Raw genomic sequence first — 19,685 nt, 5'->3', positions numbered from 1 at the left:
TGAATAAGATGGGGAGGCTCAAGCGCCCGCCCCTGTGTTGGCATGTCTTCGGAAAGGGCCTGAATAGACAGGTTCTGGGGTTCCGGAAAACAGGCGCAAGTATTGCGGGGGCGAATGACAGATTAATGTCGAATTGGTGGCACTGCGGTTAAGTAATTGAGAATAAAAGGATCTGTCCCGGCTATCGTGATTTGAGTGGCGGGCCTTCCTTGGGGATACTGGGTACCTTGAAACAGCGAGCCGAAACCGTGACCAGCCTGTACAGCCTTGCTCATTTGCGTGATCTTCCGGCGGCCACCTGGGATGCCCTGGTGCCCGCTGGCCAACCGTTTCTACGCCATGCGTTTCTCAGCGCCATGGAGGACAGCGGCAGCGTGGCGCGCAACACCGGCTGGGCCGCCGAGCACCTGGTGCTGGAACGTGACGGGCGGGTACGGGCGCTGCTGCCGGCGTACCGCAAATGGCACTCGTTTGGCGAGTACGTGTTCGACCATGGCTGGGCCGATGCCTGTGAGCGGGCCGGCATTGCCTACTACCCCAAGCTGCTCGGTGCCGTGCCGTTCAGCCCGGTCAGCGGCCCGCGCCTGCTCGCCGCCGACCCAGCCGATGGCCTGCTGGTGCTGCAGGCTTTGCCGGAGTACCTGGCCAAGGGCGGGCTGTCTGGCGCGCACATCAATTTCACCGAGCCGGCGCTGGACGAGCAGCTGGCCGGCCTGCCGGGCTGGATGGAGCGCCTGGGCTGCCAGTTTCATTGGCGCAACCATGGCTATCGTGACTTTCAGGATTTTCTCGACAGCCTGAGTTCGCGCAAGCGCAAGCAGATGCGCAAGGAGCGTGAACAGGTGGCCGGGCACGGTATCGAGTTCCGCTGGTACCGTGGAGATGAACTGGATGAGGCGCAGTGGGATTTCGTCTATCGCTGCTACGCCAATACCTACGCGGTGCGCCGCCGTGCGCCCTACCTGACACGCGAGTTCTTCAGCCTGCTTGCCGAGCGCATGCCCGAAGCGTTGCGCGTGGTGATGGCGCGGCAGGGTGGCCGTGATGTGGCCATGGCCCTGAGCCTGGTGGGGGGCGACAGCCTGTTTGGCCGTTATTGGGGGTGCCTGGACGAGTTCGACCGGCTGCACTTCGAAACCTGTTTCTACCAGGGCATGGACTTTGCCATTGCCGAAGGGCTGCAGCGTTTCGATGCCGGGGCACAGGGGGAGCACAAGCTGATTCGAGGGTTCGAGCCGGTGCTGACGCGGTCGTGGCACTACCTGCTGCACCCGGGGTTGCGGCGGGCGGTGGAGGATTTTCTGGCGCAGGAACGGGAAGGGGTGCGGGCGTATGCCGAGGAGGCCAGGGGGATGTTGCCCTATCGTCGGGACTGATCCATTCATATTGCCTGTGCCGGCCTCTTCGCGGGCTTGCCCGCTCCCACAGGTACGGCACAGTTTTCAAGGCATGTGGTGATCCTGTGGGAGCGGGCGAGCCCGCGAAGAGGCCGGCACAGGAAATCAGTCGACCCCGACAAACCCCCCGGTCTGGTGATGCCACAACCGGGCATACAAGCCTTGCTGCTCCAGCAGTTCACTGTGGCTGCCACTCTCGACAATCCGCCCCTTGTCCAGCACCACCAGCCGGTCCATCCGGGCGATGGTGGAAAGCCGGTGGGCAATCGCGATCACCGTCTTGCCCTGCATCAGCGTCTCCAGGCTTTCCTGGATTGCTGCCTCTACCTCCGAGTCCAGCGCCGAAGTGGCCTCGTCCATGATCAGGATCGGTGCATTCTTCAGCAGCACCCGGGCAATGGCGATGCGCTGGCGCTGGCCGCCCGACAGCTTGACCCCGCGCTCGCCCACATGGGCATCGAAACCGGTGCGCCCCTGAGCGTCCGACAGCTGCGGGATGAACTCGTCGGCGCGGGCCCGGCGCACCGCTTCATGAAGCGCGGCCTCGCTGGCATCGGGGCGGCCATACAGCAGGTTGTCACGGATCGAGCGGTGCAGCAGCGAGGTGTCCTGGGTGATCATGCCGATCTGCGCGCGCAGGCTGGCCTGGCTTACCTCGGCAATGTCCTGGCCGTCGATGAGAATGCGCCCACCCTGCACGTCATACAGCCGCAGCAGCAGGTTGACCAGGGTCGACTTGCCTGCCCCCGACGGGCCGATCAGGCCGATCTTCTCGCCCGGGCGTATGTCCAGGCTGAGCCCTTCGATCACGTTGGCGGCCTTGCCGTAATGGAAGTCCACATCATCGAAACGCACCGCACCGCGGCTGACCTTGAGCGCCGGTGCGTTGGGCCGGTCGGTGACGGTGACCGGCTGGGCGATGGTCTGCAGGCCGTCCTGGACCATGCCGATGTTCTCGAAGATGCCGTTGACCACCCACATGATCCAGCCCGACATGTTGACGATGCGGATCACCAGGCCGGTGGCCAGGGCGATGGCGCCGACGGTGATCAGCGACTGGCTCCACAGCCACAGCGCCAGGCCTGTGGTGGCGACCACCAGCAGGCCATTTAGGGTGGTGATGACCACGTCCATGCTGGTGACCACGCGCGCGGCCAGCTGGGTTTTCTCTGTCTGTTCGCGGATCGCTTCGCGCGCGTACTGCTGCTCGAAGTCGGTGTGGGCGAACAGCTTGAGGGTGGCGATGTTGGTGTAGCCGTCGACGATGCGGCCCATCAGCTTGGAGCGGGCATCGGAGGAAATCACCGAACGCTCCTTCACCCGGGGGACGAAGTAGAACAGCGCGGCGATGTAGCCGGCGATCCATAGCAGCAGCGGCAGCATCAGGCGCCAGTCGGCCTCGGCGAACAGCACCAGCGAGGTGATGGCGTAGATCAGCACGTGCCATAGCGCATCCACCGCCTGCACCGCAGAGTCTCGCAGTGAGTTGCCGGTCTGCATGATGCGCTGGGCGATGCGCCCGGCGAAGTCGCTCTGGAAGAAGTTCAGGCTCTGCTTGAGTACATAGGTGTGGTTCTGCCAGCGGATCAGGCTGGTCATGCCGGGGTTGATGGTCTGGTGCACCAGCAGGTCGTGCAGGCCGAAGAACACCGGGCGCAGCAGCAGGATCACCACCAGCATCCAGATCAGTTCGCCGCTGTGTTCGCTGAAGAAACTGGCATTGGGCGTGCCCTGTGCCAGGTCGATGATGCGGCTGAGGTAGCTGAACATCGCCACCTCGATCAGCGAGGCGACCAGGCCCACCACCAGCAGGGCGACAAAACTTGGCCACACCTGGCGCAGGTAGTACAGGTAGAACGGCCAGACCTGGCCGGGTGGCGACTCGCTGGGCGCGTCGCGGAAGATATCGATCAACTGCTCGAAACGGCGGTACAGCATGGGTGACGACACTCCTGTTTCATCCGACCCTCAGGCGGTTTCACGTCCCTGTGAAGCCTGCGGTCAGTCGATGCGTTTGGCCGACTTGATGTAGACCGGATCGGCCGGTACATCGCGCATGCCTTTCTTGATGGTGGTCGGCGAATTGACGATCTGGTCGACCACTTCCATGCCCTTGGTCACCTTGCCGAATACGGCATAGCCACGGTCACGCCCAGGGTTGAGGAAGTCGTTGTCGGCCACGTTGATGAAGAACTGGCTGGTGGCCGAGTCCGGGTCCTGGGTACGGGCCATGGACAGCGTGCCACGGGTGTTCTGCAGGCCGTTGCCGGCTTCGTTGGTGATCGGGGCTCGGGTGTTCTTCTGCACCATCTGGTCGGTGAAGCCGCCGCCCTGGACCATGAAGCCCGGGATTACACGGTGGAAGATGGTGTTGTTGTAGAAGCCGCTGTCGACGTATTCGAGGAAGTTCTTGGTACTGATCGGTGCCTTCTCGGCATTCAGCTCGATTTCGACCTGGCCGAAGCTGGTGTCCAGCAGTACGTGCGGGGTCTTGTCGGAGGCCATGACGCTGGTGGCGAAGGCGACCGAGCAGGCGGTGAGCAGGAGTTTTTTCAGCATGGGCTCAAAGATCCTTGAGAGGTGGAAGCGGCTGCAAGGAACTGCAGCAGGGTCTGGTTGAAGACCTCGGGTTGGTCGAGGGGTGTAGCGTGCCGGGAATCGTCGATGACCACCAGCCTGGCGTGAGGCATCAGGGCGACGTAGCGTTCTTTCAGTTGTATCGGGGTGTAATCCTGGTCGGCGGCGATCACCAGGGTAGGACAGTGAACCTGGCCGATGCGTTCCTGCACGCCCCAGTCGACGATGGCGTCGAAACTCTTGAGGTACGCACGCTTGTCGTTGCGTGCCCAGCGCTGGGCCATCTTGTGCCGCAGTTCGGCCTGCTGCGGTTTGGGAAACAGCCGCTCGGCCAGGCCCTTGCCGACCGTTTCGACACTGAGCAGGCGCGCCAGGCCCCAGCGCTTGAGCCACCATACCCAGTCACTGCGAGTGCGGCGCTTGACCTCGGGGGCGCTGTTGACGATGCACAGGCTGCGCAGCCACTGCGGGTGGTCGACAGCGAACTGGAAGGCGACCATGCCACCCATGGACAGGCCGACGATGTGCACGGGGCCGGTGTGCAGGTGTTCGAGCAGGGCCAGCAGGTCGGCACTGAAGGTGGCGATCTGGTAGCCGTCGCGTGGCTTGTCGGAGCGGCCGTGGCCGCGGATGTCCATGAGGATTACCCGGTAGTGGCGGCTGAGCACCGGCACCTGCAGCTCCCAGTCCTGGCAGCTGGAGCCCAGGCCATGGAGCAATACCAGGGGTTCGCCCTGGCCGTATTCCTCGTAATGCAGTGTGCATCCTTCGTGTTCGAAATAGGCCATGGGCGCGGTCCTCTCAGGCTTGCGGGGGGGCAGCGAAGGGCACGTCCAGTGGCGCGGTGTCGAAATTGCGCAGCAGGTCGATGAGAATCTGCGTAGCCGGGCCCAAGGTCTTCTCTTTGCTCGAATAAAGGTAGAACAGTGGGTGGCGGCTGCCACCCTGATCCAGCGGCAACGGCTTGAGCACGCCTTCGCGTAGCTCACGCTCGATCATGTGGCGGGGCAGCCAGGCAAAGCCCAGGCCGCTGCTGACGAAGGTAGCAGCAGTGCCCAGGCTACCGACGGTCCAGCGTTGCTCGGCACCCAGCCAGCCGACATCGCGCGGCTGGGCGCGGCCGGAGTCGCGGATTACCACCTGCAACTGGCTTTCCAGGTCCTGGAAGGTAAGTTCGCGGCCCAGGCGGTGCAGGCTGTGTTCGGGGTGGGCGACAGCGACGAACTCTACCGCGCTCAGTTCGGCGCCCAGGTAGCCGCCGATGCTGTAGCTGCTGATGGCCAGGTCGGCGATGCCTTCGTGCATCACTTCCTCGACGCCAGACAGCACTTCTTCACGCAGGCGCACCCGGCAGCCACGGCTCTGCGGCATGAACGCGGCCAGGGCGCGGACCAGGCGGGCACTGGGGTAGGCGGCATCGACCACCAGGCGTACCTCGGCTTCCCAGCCCTGCTCCATGTGGTGGGCAAGGTCTTCGAGCTGGCTGGCCTGTTTGACCAGGTGGCGCGAACGGCGCAGCAGCACACTGCCGGCCTCGGTGAGCACCGCCTTGCGGCCGTCGATACGCAGCAGCGGCACGCCCAGTTGCTCCTGCATGCGGGCCACGGTGTAACTGACCGATGACTGCGAGCGGTGCAGTGCCTCGGCGGCCTGGGCAAACCCGCCGTGATCGACCACTGCCTGCAGGGTTCGCCACTGGTCAAGGGTTACGCGCGGCGCTTTCATCTTTCGCTCCTGTTGTCCTAAGCTGCGCTCTTTCAAGGAGAGCGGCCCATGAAGAAATGTTGTGCGGCAATACTGATGTGCCTGCCCCTCGGGGCCATGGCTTATCCCATCGACGTTGAGAAGGAACTGACCGGGGTAAAGCTCGACTACACCGCCTATGACACGGCTTATGACATTGGCGCCATCACCCTCAACAACTATGGGCAGGTACCGGCCGCGTGCAAGGTGACCTTCCGCAATGGCCCCGAGGCACCAAGGGTGCGCCGGGTGAACGTACCGGCCGGTAAAAGCGTCGATGTCACTGCCAAGTTCAACCGACAGATCATCAAACTTCGGATCGCCTTGAACTGCAGTGCAGAATAAACTGATAAATCGATAGATTGAACCCATTTTTTACGCTTTTTTATCGATAGGTCAACCCGTAATCTCACCTCCATCGAATCGCAACCCTTTTTGCCGATGGAGGCACCCCAATGTCCCGCGTACTGATCATCGAAAGCAGCGCCCGCCAGCAGGATTCCGTTTCCCGTCAGCTGACCCGTGATTTCATCCAGCAGTGGCAGGCCGCCCACCCGGCCGATCAGATCAGTGTGCGCGACCTGGCCGTGAACCCGGTGCCGCACCTGGACGCCAACCTTCTGGGTGGCTGGATGAAGCCCGAAGAACAGCGCAGTGCGGCGGAACTGGACGCCTTGGCCCGCTCCAACGAACTGACCGATGAACTGCTCGCCGCCGACGTGCTGGTGATGGCCGCGCCGATGTACAACTTCACCATCCCCAGCACCCTGAAGGCCTGGCTGGACCATGTGCTGCGTGCCGGCATCACCTTCAAGTACACTCCCACCGGCCCGCAGGGCTTGCTGACCGGCAAGCGCGCCATCGTCCTGACTGCCCGTGGCGGCATCCACGCCGGTGCCACCAGCGACCACCAGGAACCGTACCTGCGCCAGGTAATGGCCTTCATCGGCATCCACGATGTCGACTTCATCCATGCCGAAGGCCTGAACATGAGCGCTGACTTCCACGAGAAGGGCGTCAACCAGGCCAAGGCCAAGCTGGCGGCGGTGGCCTGAGGCTTAGCGAATTCCCAACCCTGACACCTGTTGTTGCTCCTTTGGGTGTACCTGCCCGGCCTGCATGGCCGGGCTTTTTTATGCCAGAAATTTTGTAGGTGCCTGTGCCGGCCTCTTCGCGGGCTTGCCCGCTCCCACATGTACACCGCAGGTCTCAGGTACTGTGATATCCCTGTGGGAGCGGGCAAGCCTGCGAAGAGGCCGGCACAGCCCTTACATTCCTCATGGTTGAACTCATTTGCCGCAACCCGCTAAGGTCGCGGCCTTGATCCACGAGAGGCAACCATGGGCTACCTGATAATCGTCGCGCTGATCCAGGCGTTTTCCTTCAGCCTGATCGGCGAGTACCTGGCCGGGCACGTCGACAGCTACTTTGCCGTGCTCGCGCGCGTGGTGCTGGCTGGCCTGGTGTTCCTGCCGCTGACCCGCTGGCGCCAGGTCGAGCCGCGCTTCATGCGCTCGATGCTGCTGATCGGCGCGCTGCAGTACGGCATCACCTACGTCTGCCTGTACCTGAGCTTTCGCGTGCTCACCGTGCCGGAGGTGCTGCTGTTCACCATTCTCACGCCGTTGCACGTGACGCTGATCGAAGACGCCATGAACCGGCGCTTCAACCCCTGGGCCCTGGTGGCAGCGCTAGTGGCGGTGGCCGGTGCTGCAGTGATCCGCTTCGATACCATCAGCGGCGAGTTCTTCATCGGCTTCCTGCTGCTGCAACTGGCCAACTTCACCTATGCCGCCGGGCAGGTGCTTTATCGCCACCTGGTCGCACGCCACCCCAGCGACCTGCCGCACTACAAGCGCTTTGGCTACTTCTACCTGGGCGCGTTGATCGTGGTATTGCCGGCCTTCCTGCTGTTTGGCAACGCCCAGCACCTGCCGACCACCGATGTGCAGTGGCTGGTGCTGCTGTTCCTGGGCCTGTGCCCGACGGCGCTGGGGCTGTACTGGTGGAACAAGGGCGCATGCATGGTTTCGGGCGGGACGCTGGCGGTGATGAACAACCTGCATGTGCCGGTAGGGTTGCTGCTCAATCTGCTGATCTGGAACCAGGACGAGCCATTGGGCAGGCTGTTCATCGGCGCGGCGGTGATCCTGGCGTCGGTGTGGATGAGCCGCCTGGGTACCCTGACGTTATCAAGCAAGCCATGGCGCAGTCAGCTATGACGCGTTCGTTACTGAACCCAAATTCCGCCGGTCCCTACCCGATAATCAGGGAAACAAAATCGGGAGACCGGCGTGAAGCTAGAAACGCGAAGTATCGAATTTGTCCCACACGCAGAGCGTTATGGCACGCCTAAACGATTGTTCACTATCTGGTTCAGCTCCAACTTCCAGATAACCGCGCTGATGGTCGGCACCCTGGGCATTGCATCGGGGCTAAGCCTTGGCTGGACCTTGTTGGGCCTGCTGGTCGGCAACCTCATCGGTACCGTGTTCATGGCCGCGCACTCTGCCCAGGGGCCTCACCTGGGCGTGCCACAGATGATCCAGAGCCGGGCCCAGTTCGGTGTCCATGGTGCCGCGCTCCCTCTGCTGGTGATGGTCATGGCCGCAGTCCTGTTCCTCGCCGCCAGCGGCGTGCTGATGCGCAATGCCTTGCAGGCGCTGGTGCCCATGAGCGATGACCAGGCGATCGTGGTGGTCGGCTTGCTGACCTTTGTCATCGGCTTTGTCGGCTACGAGCTGATCCACCGCCTGGGCGCGTGGATGAGCCTGTTGTCCACACTGGTTTTTGCCGGCGCCCTGGTGCTGATCCTGCTGCACCCCGGCGACATGGCAACCACGACGGCAGTGAGTACCGGCTTCTCGTTCACCGCCTTCAACCTGATCGTGGCCCAGTCGGCCTCCTGGACGCTGGGGTATGGCCCCTATGTAGCCGATTACTCGCGCTACCTGCCGGCCAACGTCAACCCACGCGCCACGTTCTGGGCCACCTATTGCGGTTGTGCGCTGGGCTCCTTCGCCATGATGGCACTGGGCGCGCTGGTGGCAGTGGCATTGCCGTCGGCACTGGGGCATGACCCGGCCACAGCCATTGCCGCGTTGTTCGGCCCGTGGGCGCCGTTGGCGCTGGCGGTGATAGCGCTGGGGGTGATCCAGTACAACGTGCTGTGTCTGTACAGCGCCTACATGTCGTCGGTCACCATCTTTGGTGCCTTCAAGACCATCCGGCGCGTGACCGCGACGGCCAAGGCCTTGGTAATGGCTGGCCTGACCGCAGCGGCAACGCTGATCGCCATCGCCACCCAATACAATTTCGATACGTTCTTTGCCGACATCCTGATCGGCCAGCTGTACCTGTTGATCCCATGGAGCGCGATCAACCTGGTGGATTACTACTGGGTATGCCGAGGCCACTATGATGTGGGGGCGCTGTATGACTCCAAGGGGCGTTACGGCTGCTTCAATCGTCGAAGCCTGGCGGTGTACGCCGTGTCGATCATCGGTACCATCCCGTTCATGAAACTGTCGTTCTACACGGGCTTCGTGGCCGAGTGGCTGGGGGCGGATATCAGTTGGGCGATGGGGTTGATCCTGGCCGGTGCGCTGTACTGCATGGTCCATGGGCGCGAGAGCAACCGGCTTTCGACAACCATGAATGCGCACCCCTGACTCGGCCCTGACACGGAAAGGGGCCGCTTTGCGGCCCATCGCCGGCAAGCCAGCTCCCACAGGCACCGCGCAAAATTCGAGACGTGTGCAGTACCTGTGGGAGCTGGCTTGCCGGCGATGGGCTGCGAAGCAGCCCAGGCAATCTCAAGCCTCGCTCATGTCTTCCAGCCGACGCGGCACAGGCTCTTGCGATACACGCCCGCTCAACCCCACCCGCATGTCGTTGCCACTTGGCTGCTGATACAGGCTCAAGCCAAACTCCGGCAACACCGCCAGCAGATAATCGAAGATATCCCCCTGAATCCGCTCGTAATCGGCCCACACGGTGGTGGTGGTAAAGCAGTAGATCTCCAGCGGCACGCCCTCGGCGGTGGTCTGCATCTGCCGCACCATGCAGGTCATGTTCGGGTGCACGTTGGGGTGGTTCTTCAGGTAGGCCAGGGCGAACGCCCGGAAGGTGCCGATGTTGGTCAGCTTGCGGCGGTTGGCCGACAGCTCGGCCACTGGCCCCAGGGCTTCGTTCCAGCTTTGCAGTTCCTGGCGCTTGCCCGCCAGATAGTCGCGCAGAAGGCTGACCTGGCTCAGGCGCTGTTCTTCCTCGCGAGTCAGGAACCGCACGCCAGCCGCGTCGATGAACAGGCTGCGCTTGATGCGTCGGCCACCGGACTGCTGCATGCCGCGGTAGTTGCGGAACGACTCGCTCATCAGGCGCCAGGTGGGGATGGAGACAATGGTCTTGTCGAAGTTCTGCACCTTCACCGTGTGCAGGGTGATGTCCACCACATCGCCATCGGCACCCACCTGGGGCATTTCGATCCAGTCGCCCACGTGCAGCATGTCGTTGCTGGTCAGCTGCACACTGGCGACGAACGACAGCAGGGTGTCCTTGTACACCAACAGCAGCACCGCCGACATGGCGCCCAGGCCCGACAGCAGCAACAGCGGCGAGCGGTCGATCAGGGTGGCGACGATGACGATGGAGGCGAAGATCCACAGCATCATCTTGGCCAGTTGCACGTAACCCTTGATCGAGCGGGTGCGGGCGTGTTCGGTGCGGGCGTAGATGTCGAGCAGGGCATCCAGCAGGCACGACAGCGCCATGGTCATGAACAGCAGGGTAAAGGCCAGGGCGACATTGCCGAGGAAGTGCTGGGCAGTGTCGGACAGCTCGGGCACCAGTTTCAGGCCGAACTGCAGCACCAGTGACGGCGTGGTCTGTGCCAGGCGGTGGAAAACCTTGTTGTTGCGCAGGTCGTCCAGCCACTTCAGCGCTGGCTGGCGGGCCAGCAGGCGGGCGCCGTGCAACACCAGGAAGCGTGCCAGGCGGCCGATGACCAGGGAAATGAGCAGCAGCACCGCCAGGCCGATGGCCGCGTGCAGCATCGGATGTTGGTCAAGGGTGCCCCACAGGTCGAGGGAGTCGCGCCAGATTCGTTGGATATCCATGGGCTTGCGTACAGTCTTTGTTGCCAAACGAAGCGCCATTAGAGCGCGGATGGCGACAAAGTTGCCAAAAGAAATTCGGCTAAGGCGGCAGAAAACGTTACCCTATGCAACTGAATTTTCCGCACTTGCCTGAGGTTACCTCCGTGTTCTCCCAATTCGCCCTGCACGAACGCCTGCTTAAAGCCGTGGCCGAGCTTAACTTTGTCGAGCCAACCCCGGTGCAGGCCGCGGCCATCCCCCTGGCCCTGCAAGGGCGTGACCTGCGCGTGACCGCGCAGACCGGCAGCGGCAAGACCGCGGCCTTCGTGCTGCCGTTGCTCAACCGCCTGGTCGACCTGCGCGAACGCCGCGTCGAGATCCGCGCGCTGATCCTGCTGCCGACCCGTGAGCTGGCCCAGCAGACCCTCAAGCAGGTACAGCTGTTCTCGCAGTTCACCTACATCAAGTCGGGCCTGGTTACCGGCGGTGAAGACTTCAAGGAACAGGCCGCCATGCTGCGCAAGGTGCCGGACGTGCTGATCGGCACCCCGGGCCGCCTGCTCGAGCAGCTCAATGCCGGCAACCTCGACCTGTCCCACGTACAGGTGCTGATCCTCGACGAAGCCGACCGCATGCTCGACATGGGCTTCGCCGAGGACATGGAGCGCCTGTGCAAGGAGTGCGAGAACCGCCAGCAGACCCTGCTGTTCTCCGCCACCACCGGTGGTGCGGCCCTGCGCGACATCATCGGCAAGGTGCTGAAAGACCCAGAGCACCTGATGCTCAACAGCGTCTCGCAGCTGGCCGAAGGCACCCGCCAGCAGATCATCACCGCCGACCACGACCAGCACAAAGAGCAGATCGTGCAGTGGCTGCTGGCCAACGAAACCTTCGACAAGGCGATCATCTTCACCAACACCCGCGCCTTGGCCGACCGCATCTACGGCCACCTGGTGGCCAAGGACGTGAAGGCCTTCGTGCTGCACGGCGAGAAGGACCAGAAGGACCGCAAGCTGGCCCTGGACCGCTTCAAGCAGGGCAGCTCCAAGGTGCTGGTGGCTACCGACGTTGCGGCCCGTGGCCTGGACATCGACGGCCTGGACCTGGTGATCAACTTCGACATGCCGCGCAGCGGTGACGAGTACGTGCACCGCGTGGGCCGTACCGGCCGTGCCGGTGGCGAAGGCCTGGCGATCTCGCTGATCACCCACAACGACTGGAACCTGATGTCGAGCATCGAGCGCTACCTCAAGCAGCAGTTCGAGCGCCGGGTGATCAAGGAAGTGAAGGGCACCTACAACGGGCCTAAGAAGGTCAAGGCCTCGGGCAAGGCGGCTGGCAGCAAGAAGAAAAAGGTCGAGAAGAAGACCGGTGACAAGAAGGCGGCCGCCAAGCGCAAGCCAACCGCAAAGCCGAAGGCCAATGCACCGCTGGCCAGCGCCGACGGCCTGGCGCCGCTGAAAAAGCGCAAGCCTGCGGCTGAGTAACCTTCAGTAGCGCTGTTGGTTTCTTCGCGGGCACGCCTGCTCCCACAGGATAATCACAGATATCGAAGGCTGTGTTATCCCTGTGGGAGCGGGCGTGCCCGCGAAGGGGCCAGCACAGGCGACCTCTATTCAGCCTTTTTCTCCGCCTCTTTCAACTCCTTGATCCGCTTGTCGATCAGCTGACACTTGTCGGGCAAATCCTTGCTAGCCGTGCCCAGCTCCATCCCTTGAAGCTCGTCATTGATCTCCTTGGCCTTCTGCGGGTTCTGCTCGGTCAACTGGGTGACCAACCCGGCCAGCTCTTCGCGTTTCTGCGTTGCTTCTTCCGGTGTGCAGGCCCAGGCGGGCAGGGCGCAGGACAGGGCAGTGGCACAGGCAATGGGCAGCAGCAGTTTCATTCTTCTACCTCCGGCGGTGGTGATGCCCGGTGGAGGCATGTGCCTGGCCGTTAGTTCAGCGCCTTCGACCGGTGGCACTTCATGGTCAGCCTGTCCCCAGTTGGGCAACTGACCTGGCCTTGTGAGCCAGTTGCTGCGCCAGTACATGCAAGCACATCAACGCCAGCGCTGAGATATTTCGGAACGCCGGGCAACCTCGGCAGGTCCCAACCTGTGTACACCTTCCGTCCACAGCAGGAGCCCGTAGCCATGAGCATCGCCTACGACTGGGACCTGATCGAGCGTTTGCTGCACGAGGTGCAGAACGGCGCCGGTCACAGCTTCACGCCACGCCCCTATGCCGAGCAGCACGCTGCGGCACTGGCTGCCAAGGGGGAGCCGGTGGGCGACCTGGACCACCTGAAAACCCGTGCCTGCGAGTACGAGAGGCTGTTGTTCGAGCGTGGTTTCATCGAAACCCGACCCGAAGAAGATGGCGGCAATGGCGAGAATTTCGTGCTGACCGAACGAGGCTCGCGGTTGATGAGCCTGATCGACAGCAGCATCCCCGGCTTCGAGCACCCGCGCCAGGTGCTGGACGAGCAGGAGGATGCGCTGGATGAAACCACCTTCGAGCAGGTGTCGGCGAAGGCACAGATCGCCTGAGGTCGTTTTGAGGCTGGCAAGGGCGGCCATGGAAACCCGATAATCGGTAGTTCCTGAATAACTGCCGAGCCCTCGCCCATGCCAATGACCACCGCAGAGGCCCGCTCATGAGCGCGGCCCGCAAGAACCCTGATGCCTTTGCCTTTCAGGTGATGCTGGGGCTGTGCCTGATCTGGGGCTGCCAGCAGGTCCTGATCAAGACTGCTGCCATCGATATCGCGCCGGTGATGCAGGCGGCCCTGCGCAACGGCATCGCCGCCGTCCTGGTGGGCCTGATGCTGTGCTGGCGCGGGGGCTGGGAGCAGGTCGGCAGCACCTGGCGTGCCGGGGTGGTGGCGGGCGGGTTGTTCGGCCTGGAGTTCCTGTTCATTGCCGAGGGGCTGAAGCTGACCTCGGCGGCGCACATGTCGGTGTTCCTCTATACCGCGCCGGTGTTCACCGCGTTGGGCCTGCATTTCAGGCTGCCCAGCGAACGCCTGCGGCTGCTGCAATGGCTTGGGATCCTGTTGGCCTTCGGCGGTATTGCCATGGCGTTTGCCGGCGGCATGTCGTTCGAGCACATGGATGGCCGCACCCTGCTGGGGGATGCCTTTGGCGTGATCGCCGGGCTGGCCTGGGGGGCGACCACGGTGGTGGTGCGCTGCTCGCGGCTGTCGGAAGCACCAGCGACCCTGACCCTGTTCTATCAGCTGGCGGTGGGCTTTGCCGGGTTGCTGCTGATTGCCTTGCTCAGCGGCCAGATCGGCGCGGTGACGCTGACGCCGCTGGCGATGGGCAGCGTGCTGTTCCAGGGGATTGTGGTGTCGTTCATCAGCTACCTGACCTGGTTCTGGTTGCTGCGCAAATACCTGGCGTCGAACCTGGCAGTGTTCTCGTTCATCACCCCGCTGTTCGGGGTGACCTTTGGCGTTTTGTTGCTGGATGAGCCGCTTAGCCTGAACTTTGTGGTTGGTGCGTTGATGGTGCTGCTGGGGGTGGTGCTGGTGAGTGCCGAGCCTTGGGTCAAGCAGCAATTGCGGCGGATTGTGGGATGATCGATAACCTGTACCGGCCTCTTCGCGGGCTTGCCCGCTCCCACAGGTACTGCACAGGTCTTGAAGATTTTGCGGCCCCTGTGGGAGCGGGCGAGCCCGCGAAGAGGCCGGCACAGACAGTCACGATTCAGGATGCAGCCTTGGCCTGACAGGCGTTGCCCTGCTGTGCAGAGCTGCCAAACAGCACCAGCCCCCCAGCCACCACCAACCCACCCGCGGCCACCATCAGCGCGGGCTGCAACCCGCCGCTGTAATGGCTGCTGACCGCTGCCAGCAGCGGCCCGCTCAACTGCCCCAGGGCAAAGCAGGCTGTCAGCAGCCCGGCATTGCGCTGCGTGGCATGCGGCGCCAGCTCCCGCGAACGTTGCATCACCAGTTGCATGCAGGCCAGGAATGGCCCGCCACAAAGCACCACGCCCAACGCCAGCCCGACACCTCCGCCCATCAGGCAGGCCAGCACACCCAGCCCCTGCAGCCACAGGGTGGCGGTGAGCCAGGTCGCAGTTCGGGCGCCACGCCGCAGGCTCACGAGCAGAACCCCCAGCGCCGCCGCCAGGCCGAATGCCGGCCAGAACAGGTCTGCGAGCCACTGCCCGTGGAACTGCTGGTTGGCCATCTGCGACAGGAAGGTGGCCGGCAGGATGTAACCTACGCCATACAGCGCATATACCAGCCCCAGGCGACCGATGCCGACACTTCGGGTCGGGCCTAGGTGTGCAGCGGGCGATACCGGCGCGGCTTGCAGCGCCCTGGGCAGCCAAGGCCGCACCGCCAGCAGCATCACCAGCGCGGCCACGGCATAGATCAGCCACAGTGCTGCCGAGCCGAGCCCCCACAAATGCGCCACCAGCGCCAGCAAACCAGTCAGCGCAATGCCCAGGCCGGGCCCCGCGAACACCAGGGCACCCAGGCGCTGGCGGTTGTCGGCATTGGCCACCTGTTGGCTCAGGCTGGTGATCATCACCAGCCCCCAGGCGCTGGCCACGCCGGTGCCGAAGCGCAGCAGCAGGTGGCTCCAGAACCCGTCTGCGGCCCATGAGGCCAGAGTCAGCAGTACGCAAAGCCACAGCCCGCCGTGCAGGCGCAGGCGCACCTGGCCCGGCGAGCGGGCGAACATGGCATCTACCGCGCCGATGAAGTAACCCAGGTAGTTGGCTGCGGCCACCAGCCCGGCGACCGTCAGGTCGAACTGGCCTTCGGCGATCAGTTGCGGCAGCTGCGGGGTCAGGGCGAAACGGCCGATGCCCATGGCCATCATCAGCGCCACGGCGCTGGCCAGCAGTTGAATGAGTGGCGACATGACAAGTCTCCTGCACGGATGTAAGCGATGGCTGGCAGGTTAGGGCGGTTTCTTTTTCAATAAAATTGAATAATGATGATCAAGTTGTTCTGTTTTGGAGAATACCGTGGAATTCAGCCAACTGCGTATCTTCCAGGCCGTGGCCGAGGAAGGTTCGGTCACCCGCGCCGCAGAGCGCCTGCATCGGGTGCCGTCGAACCTGTCGACGCGCTTGCGCCAGCTTGAAGAGCAACTGGGTGTCGAGCTGTTCCTGCGCGAGCGCCAGCGCCTGCAGCTGTCGCCCGCGGGCAAGGTGCTGCTGGATTACGCCAACCGCATGTCAGCCTTGCGCGACGAGGCGCTGGCCGCCGTGCGGGGCGGCCAACCGGCCGGGGACTTCGTGCTGGGGACCATGTACAGCACGGCGGCGACCCATTTGCCGGGGTTGCTGGCGCGTTATCACCAGGCCTACCCGGCGGTTAACTTGCAGGTGCGTGCGGCGCCCAGTGGCGAGTTGCTGGAAGGCCTGCTCAACCACACCTTGGACGCGGCCCTGGTGGACGGGCCACCGAGCCTGGCCGGGCTGGATGGCGTGCCGCTTTGCGATGAGCAGTTGGTGCTGATCACCAGCCCCGAGCACCCTGCGGTACACACTGCCAAGGATGTGGCCGGCAAGGCGGTGTTCACCTTCCGCCAGGGCTGCTCGTACCGTATGCGCCTGGAGGCCTGGTATGCCCATGCCCATACGCCCATGGGCAGGGTGATGGAGATCGAGTCGTACCAGAGTATGCTGGCCTGCGTGATCGCTGGCGCGGGTGTGGCGATGATGGCCAGGTCGATGCTCGACAGCCTGCCCGGGCGCGACCGGGTGCGGGTGCACCAGCTGCAGGCACCGTTCGATCAGGCGGTCACTTGGTTGATGTGGCGCCAGGGCATGCGCGGGGCAAATTTGCAGGCCTGGATCGACCTGCAACAAAGCGAAACGATTAACCAGTCGTCGGAATGCGCCGTTACGGCTTGATCCGTATCAAAATGGCCCGTATCTGTAGCTTTAGAGGCATGCGTAATACAGGACATAGGGCTATGATCTGTATGAAACATCGCAGGATTGAATTGCCGTGAGGCTGACCCGTCAAGGGGGCATTATGAATAAACCACTGTCCAACTGGCTCCATGACCTGGCTGTCGCCTTGGGGCTGATTCCACCACCCTTGCAGCCGGTGCCGATCCCGACTGATGAAGAGCAGCGCAAACGCCAACCGCGTCGTCGCTGATACAGACAAAGGCCGCTGCACCTGGGTGGGTGCAGTGGCCTTTTAGTGTCTGCCAGTTGTGTGTTGCCTGTACCGGCCTCTTCGCCGGCTTGCCCGCTCCCACAGGTACCCCACAGCACTCGAGGCCTGTGATATTCCTGTAGGAGCGGGTTTACCCGCGAAAGGGCCAGTAAAGGCAGCCGGGACCTATCAGGCCAGCTTAACCGCCGCCACCGATTTACGCGATATCAGGCTGACCACCACAAAGCTCACCAGACCAACCGCCAGGCTGTAGTAGATCGGCGTATTGGCCTCCAGCCCATCCTTGAACATGAACAGCAGCGCGGTGGCAAAGCCCAGCGACATGCTGGCGATAGCCCCGGCGGTGGTAGCGCGCTTCCAGAAAATCGCCCCGATCAGCGGGATCAGCATACCGCCGACCAGCAGGTTGTAGGCCAGGGTCAGGGCGTTGATCACATCGTTCACCACCAGGGCAATGCCCAGCACCACCAGGCCGGTGAGCAGGGTGAACAGGCGGCTGACGCCCAGGCTCGACGCCTTGCCGCCACGCAGTTTGGGCAGCAGGTCTTCGGTCAGGGTGGTGGACGCAGCCAGCAGGCCGGCGCTGGCGGTGGACATCATGGCGGCTAGCGCCGCTGCCATCAGCAGGCCACGGATGCCATCGGGCAGCGTGGTCTTGATCATCTCGGCAAAGGCATTGTTCGGGTTGGCCAGGTCGGGCATCAGCACATGCGCAGCCATGCCGATCGCGGCGCAGGCCAGGCCGTACAGTATGCAGTACACACCGGCGGTGGTGCCGGCACGCTGGCAGACCTTCTCGTCACGGGCAGTGAACACCCGCTGCCAGATGTCCTGGCCGATGAGGATGCCGAAGAAGTAGATCAGGAAGTAGGTGATGATGGTGTCCCAGCCAATGGTGGTCAGCTGGAAGCTGGCCGCCGGCAGCTTGGCCACCAGGGTGTCCCAGCCACCGGCCTTGTACAGGCACACAGGCAGCAGGATGAACATCAGGCCGACGGTCTTGATCACGAACTGGACGATGTCGGTCAGCGTCAGCGACCACATGCCGCCAATGGTCGAGTACAGCACCACCACACCACCGCCCAGCAGCAGCGAGGCCCAGAACGGCAGGTCGAGCAGCACCTGCAATACGGTGGCCATGGCCAGGGTCGAGGTAACGCCGATCATCAGTGCGTAGGCCAGCATGATCACGGCGCTGGCCTGGCGTGCGGCCGGGTTGTAGCGCTGTTCCAGCACCTGGGTCACGGTGAAGATGCGCAGGCGCAGCAAGGGTTTGGCCAGCAACAGGTTGAGGGCGATGATGCCCAGGCCCAGGGCTGCGCACAGCCAGAAGCCGGAGATGCCGTGGACGTAGCCCAGGCGTACGGTGCCGACGGTGGAAGCGCCACCGAGTACGGTGGTGGCCATGGTGCCCATGTACAGGACCGGGCCGAGGTTGCGCCCGGCCACCAGGTAGTCCTCATGGGTTTTCGCGCGCCGCATGCCGTACCAGCCAAGCCCGAGCATGCCGGCGGTATAGATCATTACAACAATGATGTCCAAGGCCATTGGGGGTCTCCCGATTATCTTTATTATGGCGAGATCGACCACGCGGGCGGGTTCACGGCGCCCGGCGGTCTTGTCGTGTTGTTGGCGGGCCTCTGTGGCCCTCCCTCATGGCTCCTGCCGGGGTATAGCGGTATTAACGACGCACTACGCCCGGTAGCACGCAGAGCATCTCGAACAGCAGGTTGGCACCGAGCAGCGAGGTGTTGCCGGTGGTGTCGTAAGGCGGGGAGACTTCGACGAGGTCACAGCCGATCAGGTCCAGGCCGTGGCAGCCGCGAATGATCTCCATCGCCTGGATGGTGGTCAAGCCGCCGATTTCCGGGGTACCGGTGCCGGGAGCCCAGGCCGGGTCGATGCCATCGATGTCGAACGACAGGTACACCGGGCCACCGCCGACCTTTTCGCGCACTTCGGCCATCAGCGGTTCCAGCGACTTGTGCCAGCACTCTTCGGCCTGGACTACACGGAAGCCCTGGCGGCGGCTCCAGTTGAAGTCATCGGCGGTGTAGCCCTGGGCGCGCAGGCCGATCTGCACCACGCGCTCGCAATCGAGCAGGCCTTCTTCCACGGCACGGCGGAAGGTGGTGCCGTGGGCAATCTTCTCGCCGAACATGTGGTCGTTGACGTCGGCGTGGGCATCGATGTGCACCAGGCCGATCTTGCCGTGCTTCTTGTGCAGCGCGCGCAGGATCGGCAGGGTGATGGTGTGGTCGCCACCCAGGGTCAGCGGGATGATGTTGTGCTCGAGGATCTCGTCATACGCTTCTTCGATGATGCGCACGGCGTCCAGCAGGTTGAAGGTGTTGATCGCCACGTCACCGATGTCGGCCACCGAGAGCGAGTCGAACGGTGCAGCTCCCGTGGCCATGTTGTACGGGCGGATCATCACCGATTCGGCGCGGATCTGACGCGGGCCGAAACGGGTGCCGGAGCGCAGCGAAGTACCGATGTCCAGTGGCACGCCGATGAAGGCGGCGTCCAGGCCTTGGGCACTTTGCAGGTGGGGGAGACGGAGCATGGTGGCGATGCCGCCGAAACGCGGCATTTCGTTGCCGCCCAGTGGTTGGTGGAGGATCTTGTCCACGGTGGGCCTCATCAGTCGGTCGATTGTTCTGTTTGTTCGAACCTGTGCCGCCGCGCGCCTTCCAGGTGTGGTCTTGCCGGCGGGCAGGGACATTTCGGCCAA

Annotated in this window: 19 protein-coding genes; 10 read left to right on the top strand and 9 right to left on the bottom strand. The window is 63.4% G+C overall.

Annotated elements, in window-relative coordinates:
• Window positions 1–248: 248 nt before the first annotated feature.
• On the top strand, window positions 249–1,376 hold the full coding sequence (locus GYA95_RS16125) for a GNAT family N-acetyltransferase (RefSeq protein ID WP_043936234.1): 1,128 nt from the start codon (window positions 249–251) through the stop codon (window positions 1,374–1,376).
• Between the two features lie 126 nt (window positions 1,377–1,502).
• Here the strand turns inward: GYA95_RS16125 and GYA95_RS16120 are convergent, their stop codons facing one another.
• The 4 genes from GYA95_RS16120 to GYA95_RS16105 all read right to left on the bottom strand — a co-directional run bounded on the left by GYA95_RS16120 (window position 1,503) and on the right by GYA95_RS16105 (window position 5,699).
• A complete protein-coding gene (locus GYA95_RS16120; protein ID WP_015271302.1) occupies window positions 1,503–3,335 on the bottom strand; it encodes an ABC transporter ATP-binding protein in 1,833 nt (610 codons plus the stop codon).
• A gap of 63 nt (window positions 3,336–3,398) precedes the next feature.
• The gene (locus tag GYA95_RS16115) at window positions 3,399–3,956 is read right to left on the bottom strand and encodes a peptidylprolyl isomerase A (protein WP_015271301.1); all 558 of its coding nucleotides are present in this window, start codon (window positions 3,954–3,956) and stop codon (window positions 3,399–3,401) included.
• Window positions 3,950–4,762 carry an alpha/beta fold hydrolase gene (locus GYA95_RS16110; RefSeq protein WP_013973707.1) on the bottom strand — a complete coding sequence of 271 codons (813 nt, stop codon included), beginning with the start codon at window positions 4,760–4,762 and terminating at the stop codon, window positions 3,950–3,952. Before GYA95_RS16110 ends, GYA95_RS16115 begins: the two co-directional genes overlap by 7 nt.
• A gap of 13 nt (window positions 4,763–4,775) precedes the next feature.
• A complete protein-coding gene (locus GYA95_RS16105; RefSeq protein WP_009683100.1) occupies window positions 4,776–5,699 on the bottom strand; it encodes a LysR family transcriptional regulator in 924 nt (307 codons plus the stop codon).
• Between the two features lie 48 nt (window positions 5,700–5,747).
• Between GYA95_RS16105 and GYA95_RS16100 the strand changes: the two genes are divergently transcribed.
• The 4 genes from GYA95_RS16100 (at window position 5,748) to GYA95_RS16085 (ending at window position 9,388) form a co-directional block, all read left to right on the top strand.
• Window positions 5,748–6,062: a hypothetical protein gene (locus GYA95_RS16100; RefSeq protein ID WP_012051530.1), complete on the top strand. Its 315-nt coding sequence runs from the start codon at window positions 5,748–5,750 to the stop codon at window positions 6,060–6,062.
• A gap of 110 nt (window positions 6,063–6,172) precedes the next feature.
• Complete coding sequence (locus GYA95_RS16095; RefSeq protein WP_013973705.1) at window positions 6,173–6,772, top strand: FMN-dependent NADH-azoreductase; 600 nt, start codon at window positions 6,173–6,175, stop codon at window positions 6,770–6,772.
• A 285-nt stretch (window positions 6,773–7,057) separates the two neighbouring features.
• Window positions 7,058–7,939, top strand: a complete 882-nt coding sequence (locus GYA95_RS16090; protein WP_015271300.1) for a carboxylate/amino acid/amine transporter — start codon at window positions 7,058–7,060, stop codon at window positions 7,937–7,939.
• Window positions 7,940–8,011: 72 nt separating this feature from the next.
• Window positions 8,012–9,388 carry a purine-cytosine permease family protein gene (locus GYA95_RS16085; protein WP_043935828.1) on the top strand — a complete coding sequence of 459 codons (1,377 nt, stop codon included), beginning with the start codon at window positions 8,012–8,014 and terminating at the stop codon, window positions 9,386–9,388.
• 144 nt (window positions 9,389–9,532) lie between these two features.
• Here GYA95_RS16085 and GYA95_RS16080 read toward each other — a convergent pair whose 3' ends face one another.
• Window positions 9,533–10,834 (bottom strand): mechanosensitive ion channel family protein, encoded by a 1,302-nt coding sequence (locus GYA95_RS16080; RefSeq protein ID WP_015271298.1) that lies wholly within the window; start codon window positions 10,832–10,834, stop codon window positions 9,533–9,535.
• A 104-nt stretch (window positions 10,835–10,938) separates the two neighbouring features.
• On the opposite strand from GYA95_RS16080, the gene GYA95_RS16075 reads away from it, so the two are divergent.
• Window positions 10,939–12,300: a DEAD/DEAH box helicase gene (locus tag GYA95_RS16075; RefSeq protein WP_039612590.1), complete on the top strand. Its 1,362-nt coding sequence runs from the start codon at window positions 10,939–10,941 to the stop codon at window positions 12,298–12,300.
• A gap of 125 nt (window positions 12,301–12,425) precedes the next feature.
• On the opposite strand, the gene GYA95_RS16070 is transcribed toward GYA95_RS16075, so the two are convergent.
• Window positions 12,426–12,698, bottom strand: a complete 273-nt coding sequence (locus tag GYA95_RS16070; RefSeq protein ID WP_013973700.1) for a hypothetical protein — start codon at window positions 12,696–12,698, stop codon at window positions 12,426–12,428.
• A gap of 249 nt (window positions 12,699–12,947) precedes the next feature.
• Between GYA95_RS16070 and GYA95_RS16065 the strand changes: the two genes are divergently transcribed.
• Window positions 12,948–13,343, top strand: a complete 396-nt coding sequence (locus GYA95_RS16065; protein ID WP_013973698.1) for a hypothetical protein — start codon at window positions 12,948–12,950, stop codon at window positions 13,341–13,343.
• Between the two features lie 107 nt (window positions 13,344–13,450).
• Window positions 13,451–14,377, top strand: coding sequence for a DMT family transporter (locus GYA95_RS16060; RefSeq protein ID WP_015271296.1), 927 nt, complete (start codon window positions 13,451–13,453; stop codon window positions 14,375–14,377).
• A 127-nt stretch (window positions 14,378–14,504) separates the two neighbouring features.
• Here GYA95_RS16060 and GYA95_RS16055 read toward each other — a convergent pair whose 3' ends face one another.
• Window positions 14,505–15,677, bottom strand: coding sequence for an MFS transporter (locus GYA95_RS16055; RefSeq protein WP_015271295.1), 1,173 nt, complete (start codon window positions 15,675–15,677; stop codon window positions 14,505–14,507).
• 106 nt (window positions 15,678–15,783) lie between these two features.
• Here GYA95_RS16055 and ptrR point away from each other — a divergent pair, with 106 nt between their 5' ends.
• Window positions 15,784–16,677, top strand: a complete 894-nt coding sequence (gene ptrR, locus GYA95_RS16050; RefSeq protein ID WP_015271294.1) for a putrescine utilization regulator PtrR — start codon at window positions 15,784–15,786, stop codon at window positions 16,675–16,677.
• Window positions 16,678–16,801: 124 nt separating this feature from the next.
• Entirely contained in the window at window positions 16,802–16,930 is a 129-nt protein-coding gene (locus tag GYA95_RS28175) for a PA1414 family protein (RefSeq protein WP_009683677.1), read from the top strand.
• A 189-nt stretch (window positions 16,931–17,119) separates the two neighbouring features.
• Here the strand turns inward: GYA95_RS28175 and GYA95_RS16045 are convergent, their stop codons facing one another.
• Together GYA95_RS16045 and speB are read right to left on the bottom strand one after the other, a co-directional pair.
• On the bottom strand, window positions 17,120–18,499 hold the full coding sequence (locus tag GYA95_RS16045) for a sodium:solute symporter family protein (protein ID WP_015271293.1): 1,380 nt from the start codon (window positions 18,497–18,499) through the stop codon (window positions 17,120–17,122).
• A 133-nt stretch (window positions 18,500–18,632) separates the two neighbouring features.
• Complete coding sequence (gene speB / locus GYA95_RS16040) at window positions 18,633–19,583, bottom strand: agmatinase (protein WP_013973693.1); 951 nt, start codon at window positions 19,581–19,583, stop codon at window positions 18,633–18,635.
• Between the last annotated feature and the right edge of the window lie 102 nt (window positions 19,584–19,685).

It is taken from the genome of Pseudomonas asiatica, from assembly GCF_009932335.1.
GTDB lineage: Bacteria > Pseudomonadota > Gammaproteobacteria > Pseudomonadales > Pseudomonadaceae > Aquipseudomonas > Aquipseudomonas asiatica.
Note: the sequence above shows the minus strand (reverse complement) of the source record. Positions and strands in the feature narration are given on the sequence as shown.